This is a genomic window from Aquabacter sp. L1I39, assembly GCF_017742835.1.
In the GTDB taxonomy this organism is placed as follows: Bacteria; Pseudomonadota; Alphaproteobacteria; order Rhizobiales; family Xanthobacteraceae; genus L1I39.
The window spans coordinates 4,229,294-4,244,115 of the sequence record NZ_CP072392.1 but is presented as its reverse complement, the minus strand read 5'-3'; the positions used below and the strand labels follow the sequence as shown (position 1 = coordinate 4,244,115).

12 protein-coding genes are annotated in these 14,822 nt (G+C 66.9%); 6 read left to right on the top strand and 6 right to left on the bottom strand.

The features are described 5' to 3' along the window. Positions 1 to 72 precede the first annotated feature (72 nt). The 3 genes from ykgO to J5J86_RS19250 all read right to left on the bottom strand — a co-directional run bounded on the left by ykgO (position 73) and on the right by J5J86_RS19250 (position 1,795). Positions 73 to 198: a type B 50S ribosomal protein L36 gene (ykgO, locus tag J5J86_RS19260; RefSeq protein ID WP_209100914.1), complete on the bottom strand. Its 126-nt coding sequence runs from the start codon at positions 196 to 198 to the stop codon at positions 73 to 75. Positions 199 to 415: 217 nt separating this feature from the next. Next, positions 416 to 1,090, bottom strand: coding sequence for a DsbA family protein (locus J5J86_RS19255; protein WP_209100912.1), 675 nt, complete (start codon positions 1,088 to 1,090; stop codon positions 416 to 418). A gap of 231 nt (positions 1,091 to 1,321) precedes the next feature. Further along, the gene (locus J5J86_RS19250) at positions 1,322 to 1,795 is read right to left on the bottom strand and encodes a DUF721 domain-containing protein (RefSeq protein ID WP_209100909.1); all 474 of its coding nucleotides are present in this window, start codon (positions 1,793 to 1,795) and stop codon (positions 1,322 to 1,324) included. A 69-nt stretch (positions 1,796 to 1,864) separates the two neighbouring features. On the opposite strand from J5J86_RS19250, the gene mutY reads away from it, so the two are divergent. Together mutY and J5J86_RS19240 are read left to right on the top strand one after the other, a co-directional pair. Beyond that, positions 1,865 to 2,941 carry an A/G-specific adenine glycosylase gene (gene mutY / locus J5J86_RS19245; RefSeq protein ID WP_209100907.1) on the top strand — a complete coding sequence of 359 codons (1,077 nt, stop codon included), beginning with the start codon at positions 1,865 to 1,867 and terminating at the stop codon, positions 2,939 to 2,941. Positions 2,942 to 3,050: 109 nt separating this feature from the next. Beyond that, positions 3,051 to 3,899: an outer membrane protein gene (locus J5J86_RS19240; protein ID WP_209100905.1), complete on the top strand. Its 849-nt coding sequence runs from the start codon at positions 3,051 to 3,053 to the stop codon at positions 3,897 to 3,899. Between the two features lie 117 nt (positions 3,900 to 4,016). On the opposite strand, the gene J5J86_RS19235 is transcribed toward J5J86_RS19240, so the two are convergent. The 3 genes from J5J86_RS19235 to J5J86_RS19225 all read right to left on the bottom strand — a co-directional run bounded on the left by J5J86_RS19235 (position 4,017) and on the right by J5J86_RS19225 (position 8,287). Further along, positions 4,017 to 5,183: a site-specific DNA-methyltransferase gene (locus tag J5J86_RS19235; protein ID WP_209100903.1), complete on the bottom strand. Its 1,167-nt coding sequence runs from the start codon at positions 5,181 to 5,183 to the stop codon at positions 4,017 to 4,019. A 139-nt stretch (positions 5,184 to 5,322) separates the two neighbouring features. Next, positions 5,323 to 6,003, bottom strand: a complete 681-nt coding sequence (locus J5J86_RS19230; protein WP_209100900.1) for a Fe2+-dependent dioxygenase — start codon at positions 6,001 to 6,003, stop codon at positions 5,323 to 5,325. A 70-nt stretch (positions 6,004 to 6,073) separates the two neighbouring features. Beyond that, positions 6,074 to 8,287 carry a TonB-dependent receptor gene (locus tag J5J86_RS19225; RefSeq protein WP_209100899.1) on the bottom strand — a complete coding sequence of 738 codons (2,214 nt, stop codon included), beginning with the start codon at positions 8,285 to 8,287 and terminating at the stop codon, positions 6,074 to 6,076. Positions 8,288 to 8,639: 352 nt separating this feature from the next. On the opposite strand from J5J86_RS19225, the gene J5J86_RS19220 reads away from it, so the two are divergent. The 4 genes from J5J86_RS19220 (at position 8,640) to J5J86_RS19205 (ending at position 14,753) form a co-directional block, all read left to right on the top strand. Then, positions 8,640 to 9,584 (top strand): CHAD domain-containing protein, encoded by a 945-nt coding sequence (locus J5J86_RS19220; protein WP_209100897.1) that lies wholly within the window; start codon positions 8,640 to 8,642, stop codon positions 9,582 to 9,584. A gap of 219 nt (positions 9,585 to 9,803) precedes the next feature. Beyond that, entirely contained in the window at positions 9,804 to 10,289 is a 486-nt protein-coding gene (locus tag J5J86_RS19215) for a (2Fe-2S)-binding protein (protein WP_209100895.1), read from the top strand. Continuing rightward, positions 10,286 to 13,837 carry a molybdopterin cofactor-binding domain-containing protein gene (locus J5J86_RS19210; protein WP_209100893.1) on the top strand — a complete coding sequence of 1,184 codons (3,552 nt, stop codon included), beginning with the start codon at positions 10,286 to 10,288 and terminating at the stop codon, positions 13,835 to 13,837. The genes J5J86_RS19215 and J5J86_RS19210 overlap by 4 nt, the downstream gene beginning before the upstream one ends. Positions 13,838 to 13,979: 142 nt before the next feature. Further along, positions 13,980 to 14,753 carry a ferredoxin--NADP reductase gene (locus J5J86_RS19205; protein ID WP_209100891.1) on the top strand — a complete coding sequence of 258 codons (774 nt, stop codon included), beginning with the start codon at positions 13,980 to 13,982 and terminating at the stop codon, positions 14,751 to 14,753. The last annotated feature ends 69 nt before the right edge of the window (positions 14,754 to 14,822 follow it).

Here is a 14,822-nt window from a genome sequence, read left to right as displayed (position 1 = left end):
CCTTTCGGGCGGAGCGGTTGAAATCACGAACGCTCGATGAGAGGCGCGTGGCGGGCCAAAAGGCCCGGATCATCAACCCTGGCGCGCCTTGTAGCGCTTCTGGGTCTTGTTGATGATGTACATGCGGCCCTTGCGACGGACCAGGCGGTTGTCCCGGTGACGACCGACGAGCGACTTGAGAGAGTTACGGATCTTCATGACACACTAGCCTTCGGCCGACCGCGGCGCGCTTGCCGCGCGGCTCGTCGACACGTCTTGATGGATCGAGCCGGCGTGATACGGGCCACGGGGCGCCTTGTCAACGCCCCAGGACCGAAATCACCTCCTTTCGCCAGCCCCGCGCAGGCGAAAACCCATTGGCGGGACTCACGGTTTGGCGAAACGCGGCGCGCGGGAGGTCGGACGCCCCGCAGGCTCACTTGCCCTGCAGGAGCGGCGCCAGTTCCTTGTCCAGGTCCTCGGGCGAGAGCGCGCCCGATAGCTTCTTGCCGTTAATGAAGAAGGTGGGGGTGGAATCCACGCCCAGCTCCTTATTGGCATATTGGGCGCTGGCCTGGACCTTCTCCGCCAGTTCCTTGTCGGTGAGACACTTCTCGAAGTCCGCCTCGGTCATGCCGGCCTGCTTGTAGACCGCGAGCAGCCCCTGCGCCGGATTGGAGCTGAAGGCCCAGCTCTTCTGGGTGTCGAACAGGCTGGACACCATGGGGAAATACTTGTCCTGCGGCATGCAGCGCGCCAGCATGAAGCCGGCGGTGGCCACCGGATCGAAGGGGAATTCGCGCAGGATGAAATAGACCTTCCCGGTATCGATATATTTCGCCTTTAGCTCAGGGAAGGACTTGGCGTGGAACGCCGCGCAATGGCTGCAGGTGAGCGAGGCATATTCCACGATGGTCACCGGCGCCGATGGATTGCCCAGCCCCTGCGTGGGCAGCGGGCTCGCGGCGGGGGCCATCAGCTTGGCCTGATCGATCGTCTGCGCCTGGGCGGGAGCGACCGCGCCCAGGAGATGCGCCAGGGGACCGGCGACCGCCGCGAACAAAGCGATCTGGCTTGCGCCCTTCAGGAACCGGCGACGGTGCAACAGCATGGAATTCTCCGAACAAGGGAAGCGCATGACGGCCGCTTCCAGGCCGTCCCAGAGTGAGACCGCGGCGCAGCAGCCGGGTGCATCGATGGTCGAAGGCGCTGCCCCTCGTCCCGCTCGAACACCGTCCGCCCCGTGCAGAATGCCCGGCCACCGGCCGGCACCGCGTTGTCCCTCTAGGACCAGACGTGGGCGTTTAACATGGCGGTCTTCGGGCGCCAATGCGCGGCGCGTTCAAGATTTCCGGCGCTCTCCACGCACCAGGGCGCCGAGCCGAGCCAGGGAGGCCGCCAGCCCCTCATTCTCGAACGTGCCGATCTCCTGCCGCGCCTGCGCCACCAGGGCGGGATCGGGCTCCACCGGGCGGGGCGGCACACGGCGGGGTGGCACCGGCCCCTGGCGCAGCGCGATGCGCGTCACGCAGCGCCAGCCGAAATAGGTGTTGATGCGCTCGACAATCTGTGGCGCGGCATATTGCATCTCGATGGCATAGGGCCCTTCCACCCGCACCACCAAAGTGGCGTCCTGGTTGCCATCGCGCGGCCATTGCAGCTTCAGCGGCATGGAGCGGGGGCCGAGCTCCGGCCCGGCAATCTCGTCCCAGCTGGTGACGATCTCGACAGTGGAAAACCCCGCACGCCCGCAGGCATCGGCAATGGTGGGGCCCACCAGATCGGCCAACGGCCTGGGGCCGAAGGGCTTCCTCATCCTCATCCTTCCCCCGCGGATCGCGCGTACATCTTGCCGGCCGCGCCGCCCGCGGTCAGGGTGCCGCTCATGACGCGCGCCATTCTATCTCCTCCCTCGACCGCACAGAAGGCACAGCCGGACCCTGCCGCCCTGCTGGCCTGGTATGACCGCCACCGCCGGCGCCTGCCCTGGCGCGCCGAGGAAGGGCGGACCGCCGATCCCTATCACGTGTTCCTGTCGGAGATCATGCTCCAGCAGACCACCGTGAAGGCGGTGGGGCCCTATTTCGTGGATTTCCTGCGGCGCTGGCCGCGCGTGTCGGACCTAGCCGCCGCGCCTTTGGAGGAGGTGCTCTCCGCCTGGGCCGGACTTGGCTATTATGCCCGCGCCCGCAACCTACACGCCTGCGCCAAGGCGGTGGTGGAGCGCCATGGCGGCGCCTTTCCCGATGACGAGGCGGCGCTGCTGGAGCTGCCCGGCATCGGCCCCTACACCGCAGCAGCCATCGCTGCCATCGCCTTCGACCTGCCCGCCTCGCCGGTGGATGGCAATATCGAGCGGGTGGTAAGCCGGCTCTATGCCATCGACACCCCCCTGCCCAAGGGCAAGGTGGAAATCCGCGCCCGCGCCGCTGCCCTGGTGCCACGCCGGCGCCCCGGCGATTTCGCCCAGGCCATGATGGATCTCGGTGCCACCATCTGCACGCCGAAGTCCCCGGCTTGCGGCTTGTGTCCCTGGATGGAGCCGTGCATCGGGCGCGCGGCGGGTGATGCGGCCCGCTATCCGGTGAAGGCACCCAAGGGAGAAAAGCCGCACCGGCAAGGCATCGCCTTCCTCGCCGTGCGGGCGGATGGCGCCGTGCTCCTGCGCACCCGGCCGGACAAGGGCCTGTTGGCCAAGATGACCGAGGTGCCCTCCACCCCCTGGGCGGCGGACGTGCCCGATCCCGAGGTCCATGCGCCGCTGCAAGGACGATGGCGGCGGCTGCCCGGCCGTGTGGACCATGTGTTCACGCACTTTTCCCTGACGCTGCAGATCCTGCGGGCCGACTTTCCCCTTGGCGCGCCCGCGCCCGCCGGGTGCCGGTGGGTGCGCCCGGAGGGCTTCTCGGCGGAGGCCCTGCCTTCGGTGATGCAGAAGGTGCTTGCCCAAAAGATGGGATGAGCCAGAGCGGTATTGGTTAATTTTTTATTTGCCCCCACCTGCCGTGATTGCGCCTCGCCCCTGCCCCCCCCTACGGTCCCGCTCAAGCTGGGCAAGCGAGGTGGGCAGCATGGTCTACGGTTTCAACCGGTGGCGGTCCGCCGCCATGGTCGTTTTGGGTTGCGCGACGACGGCAATGGTCGGCGTGGCGGACGGGCACGGGGCGGACCTGGCGGTGCAGGCTGCGCCCGTCGTGAAGGCGCCGCTCCCGGCCGCACCCCTGTCCTGGCAGGGCTTTCACATAGGTGTGGTGGCCGGCGCCGTCTTCAGCGACAGCTCCGTCACGCCGCAAGTGGCCGGAGACTTTCTCACCAACCCCAATCTCGGCCTCTATCAGGCCCAATATAACAACGCCCTTGGGGGTTCCTCGACCGGCTTCACCATCGGTGGGACCATCGGCTACGACTGGCAGGCCCCTGCGGGAAATGCGGCGGCCTGGGTGTTTGGCCTCGAGGCGGACCTGAGCTATGCCGGGAGCGGCACGAGCGGAACAGCCTTGACCGCGTCCATGATCACGCCGGGTCAATTCCTCACCAAGTCCTACAGCATTGACGGCTCCTGGTTCGGCACAGCGAGGGCCCGCCTTGGCTATGCCGCAGGGCCGACGCTATTCTATGTGACCGGGGGCCTCGCCGTGGCATCCTCGGGCGCCGATGTCACGATCCGGGACAGCATGGGATGGTATGCCTGGACGGGCAGCACATCGGGCACCCGCTGGGGCTGGACGCTCGGCGGTGGCGCCGAGACGCGTCTCGACGCGCATTGGTCCGTGAAGGCCGAATATCTCTATGTGAACCTGGGAAGCAGCAGCTTCACGTTGAATGGGGCTGCAAGCAACCCCATTCCCAGCTACACCCTGAATGCCAACGCGGACTACGCCTTCAGCATCGTGCGCGCCGGCCTCAACTATCGCTTCTAGAGCATGCGCCAATCAGCCTGCACCGCAGGCTGATCGGATCACGCATTCTGTCTCAATGAGTGAGAGGGCGATTCACCCATCAGATTGATTCAATCTGATGGGATCGCGCTCTAAGCCTCACTCGGAGCGCACACCCATTTCCTCGCGCAGGCGGGCGCGCAGCATGTCGATGGGATGGCGGCGGCCTTCCTGCTCCACATGCCAGAAGGTCCACCCATTGCAGGCCTCCGCCCCCTGGGCGAGGGCACCCATGCGGTGGATGGACCCCACAGCCTGGGCATTGGCCAGCGCGATCGTACCATCTGCGCGCACCACGGCCCGCACCTGGCCCTTGGAATCGGTAAGCTCCAGGCCCGGCGCCACGAGCCCGCGCTCCACCAAAGCGGAGAAGGCGACGCGGGGCGCCTCGCGGGCGCTGGGCGGGGCGATCAGGGCGGATTCGGGCAGGGGCTCCACCGCATCGATGCGGGCTTGGGCCGCCTGCGCATAGGTCTCGTCCCGCTCGATGCCGATGAAGTGGCGGCGCAGGCGCTTGGCCACCGCCGCCGACGTGCCGGAGCCGAGGAAAGGATCGAGCACGACGTCACCGGGCCGGGAGGCGGCGAGCAACACGCGGGCCAGCAATGCCTCGGGCTTCTGAGTGGGATGGGTCTTGCGGCCCTGGGCGTCCTTGAGGCGCTCATGGCCGGTGCAGAGCGGGATCAGCCAGTCCGAGCGGACCTGCACATCCTCATTGCCCCCCTTCAAGGCCTCGTAATTGAACACATAGCCCTTGGCGCCGGGATCGCGCGCGGCCCAGATCAGTGTCTCGTGGGCATTGGTGAAGCGCCGGCCCCGGAAGTTCGGCATGGGATTGGACTTGCGCCAGATGACGTCGTTCAGGATCCAGAACTCCAGATCCTGCATCAGCGCGCCGACGCGGAAAATGTTGTGATAGGAGCCGATCACCCACAGCGTGCCGGTGGGCTTCAGCACACGCTTGGCCGCCAGCAGCCAAGCGCGGGTAAAAGCATCATAGGCCGCAAAGCTCTCGAATTGGTCCCACGCATCGTCCACCGCATCCACGCGGCTTTCATCGGGGCGCTTCAGCTCGCCCTGGAGCTGAAGATTGTAAGGCGGATCGGCAAAGATCACGTCCACCGATCGGGGCGGCAGGCTCGCCATCTGCGCGATGCAATCGCCGATGAGGATGCGATCCAGGCTCGAAGGGTCAACGGCAGTGTCCGGCTTCACGCGAGACTGGCGGGGCGCCCGGACGGGCGCCCCTTTACGCACCACACTCATATCGCATTCCCATACGCTACGCGGAACACGAGGGCAGTGTCGGGGGGCGGAGTGAAGAAGGGGTAAAGCGTGGACGCAACGGGAGGTTTTTTTGGCCCGTCACCGAAAAAGCCTTATGCCACCTCGGCAGCAACCGGCCTCAAACCTCCGACCATTGGCGCAGCAGGTTGTGATAGACGCCGGTCAATTGCACGGCGGAGGGATGGTTCGGCACATCATGGTTCAAGCGGATGATGGCCATGTCCATGTCGAACAGCAGCGCGCGGCGCGTCACATCCCGCACCAGGCTCTGGGTCCAGAAGAAGGAGGCGACGCGGGCGCCGCGCGTCACCGGCGTCACATGGTGGAGCGAGGTGGCCGGATAGATGATGGCGTCCCCCGCCGGCAGCTTCACCGCATGGGTGCCATAGGTGTCCTCCACCACCAGTTCGCCGCCGTCATACTCCTCCGGGTCGGAGAGGAAGAGCGTGGTGGAGACATCCGTGCGCATGCGCTCGCCGGTGCCGCGCAAGGTGCGGATGGCATTGTCCACATGGGACCCGAAGGTCATGCCCTCCTCATAGCGGTTGAACATGGGCGGCAGGACGCGGCGCGGCAGCACCGCCGACATGAAGAGCGGCGAGCGCTCCAGCGCGGAGAGCACCATCTCGCCCAGTTCCGCCGCCTCCGGCCCGCCATCGGGGAGCTGGAGGTTGCGCTTCACCGCGCTCGACTGGAAGCCGGCGGTCACGCGGCCATCAGCCCAGGCGGCCCGGTCCATCACCTGGCGACAGCGCGCCACCTGCTCACGGCTCAGCACGTTGGGAATGTGGATCATCATGGCGCGGCATCCGAAACGGAAAATCCCGCGCCGGCGGAACCGGCGCGGGAGCGATGTGGAGGAAAGGCGCTCAGAAGGTGGCGCGCGCCGTCAGCGAGGCATAGCGCCCCGCCGCCGGAACCGCATGACCACCATAATATTGCGCGTAGTACAGCTCATTGGTCAGGTTGTAGACGTTGAGCTGGAGCTGGAAGTTCTTGTTGATCTGGTAGCTGGCCATGGCATCGAAGTTCCAATAGGACGGCACGTAGACCGTATTATTGGTGTTTGCGAACGTATTGTCCGCATAGGTGATGCCGCCGCCGACGGTCAGCTGGGGCGTGATGTCGTAGGTGGTCCACAACGAGAAGGAGTTGGGCGGGGTGTTCGGCAGTTCCTTGCCGACGGTCGCCAGGCTCTCCAGCGTGGGAGAGGGGCCGACGGACACGATCTCCGACTGCATGTAGGTGTAGCTGACGGTCATGTCCCACTTGTCGGTGAGGGCGCCAGCCGCGCCGAGCGAAATGCCCCGCACCTGCTGCTCACCGCCCAGCACCTGCGGGGGAAGACCCGCCACCGGATCGGTGGGCACGCGGGTATTGGTCTTTGTGGTCTGGAACACGGCGCCGGTGAGCACCATCTTGCCGTCCAGCACTTCCGCCTTCACACCGGCTTCCCAGGTGTTGTTGCTCTCGGGCGCCAGGGTGACGGTGTCGTTGGACAGCACGCCATATTCGGCGGACGGGTTCGAGGATGTGCCGTAGGTGACGTAGAAATTGATCGCCTTGATGGGCGAATAGACCACGCCGAGACGATAATTGAACAGGCTCTCGCTGCTCTGGAGGCTGGAGGCGACGCCGGCATTGGTGATGGCATTATAGGTGGTGTCGGCGATGTCCCAGCGCACGCCGCCCATGATCTGCCAGTTGGGGCCGATCTCGATCTGGTCGCCGGCATAGAAGGCGACGTCGGTCATGTCGGTATTATTGGTGGAAGGCAGGTAGCTGGAATAGCCGCCAACGCCCGCGCTGGCCGACGTGTTGCTCGGCCAATAGAGGCTGGTCCGGCAAGCCGCTGCCGAGGGGTTACAGAGGTTCACGCGGTTCTGGTCGCGCGTCTCCTTGGTCAGCTCCATGCCGGCATTCAGCGTGTGCTTGAAGATGCCGGTCTGGAACTTGGCCACCATGTCCGTGATGTTGGTAAGCTGGGTATTGTCGGTCACGGTGTTGAAGCGCTGCATCCCGATGGTCATGGCCTGGACCGGATAGAGGGTGAGCGCACTCGCGGTCGTGTTGTTGGTGGCGGTGCCCAGGCTGCGTGGCGCCGTGACGATCACGTTGCGATCATTGGCGGTGTAGCGCGTGCCGTTGCTGATGGTGACGAACTCGTTCAGCTCATGCTCGATATAGAGCGTGGCCATGTTGGTGTCGGTGTTGACCTGGTCCTTGAAGGGGCCATTGGTGACGCCGTACCAGTTGGAACGGGGCACCGGCACGGGCGAGGTGGCCGTCCCGTTGCCGTAATAGCCACCCACCGGCTGGCCGAAATTCCCCGGCGATGTGCTCAGCGTAGGCGCCGGAAGATAGGGGTGGCCGTAATCGGGGACGCCGCTCTCGTGCTGATAGTAATAGGAGGCGGTAAGGGTGGTCTTGTCACTGAGGTTGACGGTGACCGACGGCGCGACGCCCCAGCGCTCCGCATTCACATTGTTGCGGTCGGCGGTGTCGACATTCTGGCCCATCAGATTGATGCGGGCATAGACATTGTCGTTGACCTTGCCGTTGGCATCGAGGGTCGCGCGCCAGCCGGAGCTGGAATAACCGGTCACGTCCGCCTCCACGAAGGTGGCGTTCTTGGGCAGCTTGGACACCATGTTGATGACGCCGCCCGTGGACCCGCGCCCGAAGGCGAAGGAGGACGGCCCCATGAAGACCTCCACCGCCTCGATGTTGAACATGTCGCGGGTGTACCAGCCGGTGTCGCGGATGCCGTCCCGGAAGATGTCACCACGGGCGGAGAAGCCGCGAATGATGGGCGCATCGCCCTGGGTGCCGCCCTCGCCCGCCGAGAAGGTGATGCCGGACACGTTGCGCAGCGCCTGCTCCAAGGTGGTGTCGTTCTGCTCGCGCAGCACCTCCTCGGTGACCACGTTCACCTGCTGGGGCATGTCGAAGAGGGGGACCGGCAAGCGCGCCACGCCCGTCGTGGTCGCCAGATAGCCACCGGTGTCCGTCTGCACCTGCACGGTGGGCAGGTCGATCTCGCCCGCAGTGTTGGCCTGCTGGGCCATGGCGGGTGCCGCCATTGCGGATGCCACGCCCACGCCAAGTTGAAGCGGACCCAGAAGACCCAAACGGCCTGCATCCGCATGCTTGGAGGCGCGAATGCCTCCAGAAAATCCAGCCGAACCCATCCCCGAACTCCGTCGCAATATGAAAAATGGAATGGCTTGTCGTAACGTCGCCCAATTTCCCTTCTATGCGAAACGTTTCTCGGACATCAATAAGCAACATAAAGATACGAATTAGACATATGATAAACTAGCGACGGTTCCAGTTTTTAGTTATTTCAATTTGACATTCTCGACATCCCCAATGCATCCCCTCGGACCCTCGAAAGGCAGACGGAGCCAGGGGTTTTGTGCGAGACTGCGGTCCATGAGCCAGAGCCACTCCCCCGCCCCCGCCTCGCTCGGCCCTTCCGCCGCCGGCGACATCCCGCCCCCGCCCGATGCCGGCCTCGCCTTGGTGGCGCGGATCGAGCGCACCTTCCGCAAATTGGAGCGGACCTTGTCGAATGGGGCGAGCGCCGACGGGATCCATGACGTGCGCAAGGCGGTGAAGGAGTATCGCGCCCTCCTGCGGCTGGTGGACAGCCCGCAGGCCCGGCAAGCCCGGCGCGCCGCTGGCGACGCCGCCCGCGCCCTCTCGGCGACGCGCGACCGGCAGGCGGCCCGGGACGCTCTCGGCGTTCTGCACACAAGCGGGCGCCTCGGCGCGCCGGAAGTGGACCAACTCCTACCGGCCATCGGCAATGACGAAACCGGATCCGACGCCGCCGCGGCGGGCCTCGCGGGCCTCCTCCAATGGCTGGGCGAAGCCCGGGCCCTTCATGCGGGGGTGCTTGACCAGCAGATCCTGGAGGCCAATCTCGCCCATGGCTTGCGTCGCGGCTATGCCCGCGCCCGCGCCGGCGCGCGCTGGGACACGCCAGAGCACATCCACGATCTGCGCAAGCGCGTGGTCACGCACCGCTACCAGATGTCCTTCTTCGCCAAGCTCCATGGCGGCGTGGGTCTCAACCGGGCGCAAAAGGTGCAGGATCTGCGGGAAGTGCTCGGCACCTGCCAGGATATCGAGGCGCTCGGCACCGTGATGGAGCGCGTCCGGGAGGACGACCCCGACGCCGTTCCGCCCGCGCTCCTGTCCCGGCTCGCCGAAGCGGGCAAGGCGCAGCAGGCCCATCTGGTGCGGCAGGCAAAGCGGGCCCATGGAAAGCTCTTCCACCGCACGCCCAAGGCCTTTCTCCAGCGCCTGGAGCGCAAGTGGCGCAACGCGCAGGCGCAGTCCAGCGCACCCGCCGAAGCGCAGGCTTCCGCCTGATCCGGACGGCGCCGCCCCTCCCCCGACCCCGCCAATAACCGCCGCCCGGCGCGCTTGACAAGAATCGTTCGTATAGAAACAATCTAAATCACGGGAAGCATTTCGCGACTTCCCGAGCCGCCGAAAACCAGAGGGGCGGAGTATGTCTTTTCATCGGGACGGGGCTGCGCATGTGCGTGCGTGGCATTCGCAGTTTTGTGCCGCGTTCGGAGCCGGGACATGCCCGCGACCGTGACGCTGACGGTCAACGGCATCGCGCACGCCTTCGCCTTGCCCGGCGACACGCCCCTTCTCTATGTGCTGCGCAACGACCTCGCCCTCAACGGTCCGAAATTCGGCTGCGGCCTCGGCGAGTGCGGGGCCTGCACGGTGCTGATGGATGGCATCGCCACCCGCGCCTGCGTCACCCGCCTGGCCAGTGCGGAAGGCCGTCAGATCGTCACCCTGGAGGGCCTCGGCACGCCTGAGGCGCCCCATCCCGTCCAGGCGGCCTTCATCGCCGCGCAGGCGGCCCAGTGCGGCTATTGCCTCAATGGCATGATCATGGCCACGGTGGCCTTTCTCAAGCGCACGCCCCATCCCACGGAGGCACAGGCGCGCGCGGCACTGCGGCACAATCTGTGCCGGTGCGGCACCCATGTGGAGATCCTGAAAGCGGTGCTCCTGGCGGCGGAAGCCCTCGCGCACGGCGAGGCCACGCCATGAGCGAGCCTCTCGCCGATCCCAAGGCCCTGCTCGCGCGCGCCAGCACCCTCGCCGTGCTGCGTCCGGCGCAGGTGGTGGGCGGGCTGGTGCGCACGGCGGCGCCCGCCGAGGGGGCGCTGGACCTGTTCCTCTTTCTCGACGAGACCGGCCGCATCCTCGCCTTCAACGGCCATGTGGACCTCGGGACCGGCATCCGCACCGCGCTCGCCCAAATGGTGGCCGAAGAACTGGACGTGCCGCTGGAGCGCGTCACCATGGTGCTCGGCCACACTGGCGGCACGCCCAACCAGGGCGCGACCATTGCCAGCGACACCATCCAGGTCTCGGCGACCCCGCTGCGGCGGGCGGCGGCGCAGGCGCGCCATCATCTGGTGGCGCTGGCCGCGCAGGCGCTGGACGTGGCGCCGGAAGACCTCACCGTCACCGAGGGCGTGGTCCATCCCAAGGCGGGCGGAAACGCAGGCCTTTCCTACGCCGCTCTCCTTTCAGGCCGCACCGAGCGGCTGATGCTGGCGGACGCGGTGGCGCTGAAGCCTGTGTCGGAGCATCGCGTCATCGGCCAGCGCGTGCCGCGCGTGGACATTCCCGCCAAGGCGCTCGGCCAATTCACCTATGTGCATGACGTGCGGGTGCCCGGCATGCTCCATGGCCGCGTGGTGCGCCCGCCTTATGCCGGCATCGATGCGGGCGACTTCATCGGTACCAGCCTCCTGAAGGTGGACGAAGCCTCCATCGCCCATATTCCAGGCGTGGTGGCTGTGGTCACCATGGGCGACTTCATCGGCGTGGTGGCCGAGCGGGAAGAGCAGGCCGCCCAAGCCGCGCGCGAGCTGGTGGTGCAATGGAAGCCCACACCGCCCTTGCCGGATCTCTCCGACGTGGCGCAGGCCCTGCGCGCCAATCCCAGCACACCCCGCCTGCTCCTCGACCGGGGCGATGTGGACACGGCCCGCGCCGCCGCCGCCCACCCCATGGACCGGACCTATGCTTGGCCCTACCAGATGCATGCCTCCATCGGCCCGTCCTGCGCCGTGGCGGACGTGGGCGCGGACGGCGCGACCATCTGGGCGGGCACGCAGAACCCCTATCCGCTGAGGGCCGACATCGCGGTGCTTCTGGGACTGCCGGAAACCCATATCGACATCATCCGCTTCGAGGCCGCCGGCTGCTACGGGCGCAATTGCGCGGATGACGTGGCGGCCGATGCGGCGCTTCTTTCGCGGGCCGTGGGACGCCCGGTGCGGGTGCAGCTCACCCGCGAGCAGGAACATGCCTGGGAGCCCAAGGGCGCGGCCCAGCTCATGGAGGTGAGCGGCGGGCTGAATGCCGACGGCACACCCGCCGCCTATGACTTTTCCACCCGCTACCCCTCCAACGCGGCTGTCACTTTGGCGCTCCTGCTCACCGGTCGTGTCCCCGCGAAAAATCCCGTCTTCGAGATGGGCGACCGCACCGCCATCCCGCCCTATGACTACGACCATATGCGCGTGGTGGCCCATGACATGGCGCCCATCGTTCGGGCGGCCTGGCTGCGGGGTGTGTCGGCCCTCCCCAATTCCTTCGCCCATGAAAGCTATATCGACGAACTGGCCGCCGAGGCCGGCGTCGACCCGGTGGACTATCGCCTGCGCCACCTGCACGACCCGCGCGCCGTCGACCTGGTGAAGGAAGTGGCGGACCGCGCCGGCTGGGTCCATCGCACCGGGCCGCGGCGCGAGAGCGTGGAAGGTGACATCGTGCGCGGGCAGGGCTTTGCCTATGCGCTCTATGTGCATTCCAAGTTTCCCGGCTATGGCGCCGCCTGGTCCGCCTGGGTGGCTGATGTGGAGGTGAACACCACCACCGGCGACGTGGCCGTGCGCAAGGTGACGGTGGGCCAGGATTCCGGGCTGATGATCAACCCGGCGGGCATCGAGCACCAGATCCACGGCAATGTCATCCAGTCCACAAGCCGGGCGCTGAAGGAAGAGGTGGGCTTCGGCGAGACGGCGGTGACCAGCCGGGAATGGGGCGCCTATCCCATCCTCACCTTCCCCGAGGTGCCGGTCATCAATGTGGTGCTGATGCCCCGGCCGGACGACCCGCCCTTGGGGAGTGGCGAATCCGCCTCGGTGCCTTCAGCCGCCGCCATCGCCAACGCCATTTTCGACGCCACGGGCGTGCGCCTGCGCGAGCCGCCCTTCACGCCCGATAAGGTGCGCGCCGCGCTTGCGGGCGAGGCGCGCCCCAAGGCCACCCGGCCGGAAAAGACCAAGCGCAACTGGTTCACGCTGGCCGGCGCGACGCTCGCGGGCGCGCTCGGCATGGCCGCCATCGCCATGCCCCTGCGCGGCGCGGTTCCCCCCATCGCGCCGCCCGATCCGGCCTCCTTTTCCGCCGACATGATCGCGCGCGGCCGGCAGCTTGCGGCGGTGGGCGCCTGCGCCGTGTGCCACACCGTGCCGGGCGGGGTGGCGAATGCCGGCGGGCGGGCGCTGGAGACGCCATTCGGCACCGTCTATTCCACCAATCTCACGCCTGACCCGGAGACGGGCCTCGGCCGCTGGTCCTATGCCGCCTTCGAGCGCGCCATGCGGGAGGGGATCTCGCGGGATGGGCGGCATCTCTACCCCGCCTTCCCCTACCCCTCCTTCACCAAGACCTCGGACACGGACCTCCAGGCCCTCTACGCCTATTTCATGTCGCAGCCGGCGGTGAGTGCGGCCACGCCCGAAGCGCGCATGGCCGCGCCGCTCAACATCCGCCCCCTCATGGCCGGATGGAACGCGCTGTTCCTGAAGCCCGGCCAGTTGGAGGCCGATCCTGCCCAACCACCGCAATGGAATCGCGGGCGCTATCTGGTGGAGGGCCTCGGCCATTGCGGCGCCTGCCACACGCCGCGCAATGCGCTCGGCGCCGAGAAGACGGGCCCCGCGCACCTGTCCGGCGGCTGGGCGGATGGGTGGGAGGCCCCCGCTCTCACAAGCCTGTCCGCCGCGCCCATTCCCTGGACCGAGGACGAGCTCTTCTCCTATCTGCGCACGGGCTTTTCCCGCTTCCACGGCACGGCGGCCGGCCCCATGGCGCCGGTGGTGCAGGAACTGGCTGGTCTTCCCGACGCCGATATCCGCGCCATGGCCACCTATCTTTCCTCATTCTCCAGTCCGCCGGTGGCCGAGCCGGCGGCGCGGGCGGCGGAGCTGGAAGCGCAGGCGCAGGCCCGTCTTCGCCCCCTCGATACGCTGGGCGGCAAGCTCTATGAGGGCGCCTGCGCCGCCTGCCATGCGCAGGAAGGGCCGACCTTGTTCGGCGTACGCCCGGCACTCGCGCTCAACACCAATGTGCATGCCGCCCGGCCGGACAATCTCATCCGGGTGATCCTCGACGGCATCCCCTCCCCCGCCGCCCGGGATCTGGGCGACATGCCCGCCTTCCGCGACGCGCTGGACGACACCCAGGTGGCGGCGCTCGCCCGCTATATCCGCGCCACCTTCGCCCCCGAGGCGCCCGCCTGGGAAGGCCTGGAGGCACGGGTGGGGGAAGTGCGGGCCATGAAGGCGGCCCAGTGAGACCCGCATCGCAAAAAACCCAGGGTCAGCCCCCGCCTTTGGCCGGCAAGGCAATTGACAAGGCCGCGCGCATCCATTTTCATTAGTACACAAACAAATTTTCACCCCCGCCGCCACGGCCCCGAACCTGCCCGGAAGCCCCATGAGCAACCTGATGGAAGAGCGCGTCCTGAGCGTGCGCCACTGGACCGACCGCCTGTTCAGCTTCACCACCACGCGGGACCCCAGCTTCCGCTTCCGCAATGGCGAGTTCACCATGATCGGCCTGAAGGTCGATGGCCGGCCGCTGCTGCGCGCCTATTCGGTGGTCAGCCCCAATTACGAGGACACGCTGGAATTCTTCTCCATCAAGGTCCCCGACGGCCCCCTGACCTCCCGCCTCCAGCATGTAATGGAGGGCGATCCCATCATCATCGGGCGGAAAGCCACCGGCACGCTGGTGCTGGACAATCTCAAGCCCGGCCGCACGCTCTATCTGTTGGGCACCGGCACCGGCCTTGCGCCCTTCCTGGCCCTTATCCGCGATCCCGAGACCTATGAGCGCTTCGAGAAGATCGTGCTGGTGCATGGCTGCCGGGAGGTGGCGGAGCTGGCCTATGGGGAGGAGATCGTCAGCGGCCTGACCTCGCACGAGCTGCTCGGCGAGGAAGTCTCCGCCAAGCTCATCTATTACCCCACCGTCACCCGCGAGCCCTTCCGCAATCGCGGCCGCATCACCGATCTGATTGAGAGCGGCAAGCTGTTCGAGGATGTGGGCCTGCCCATGCTGGACAAGGCGACCGACCGGGTCATGCTGTGCGGTTCGCCGGAAATGATGGTGCAGCTGCGTCACATGATGGAGGCGCGCGGCTTCGAGGAAGGCAGCAACGGGGAAGCCGGCGACTTCGTGCTGGAAAAGGCCTTCGCCGAGCGCTGAATTTTTGTCCAGCCCGGTTCCAAAGGCTGCTTTCCAAGTCTTGGGACCGGGCGTAACATTCGTATGCTT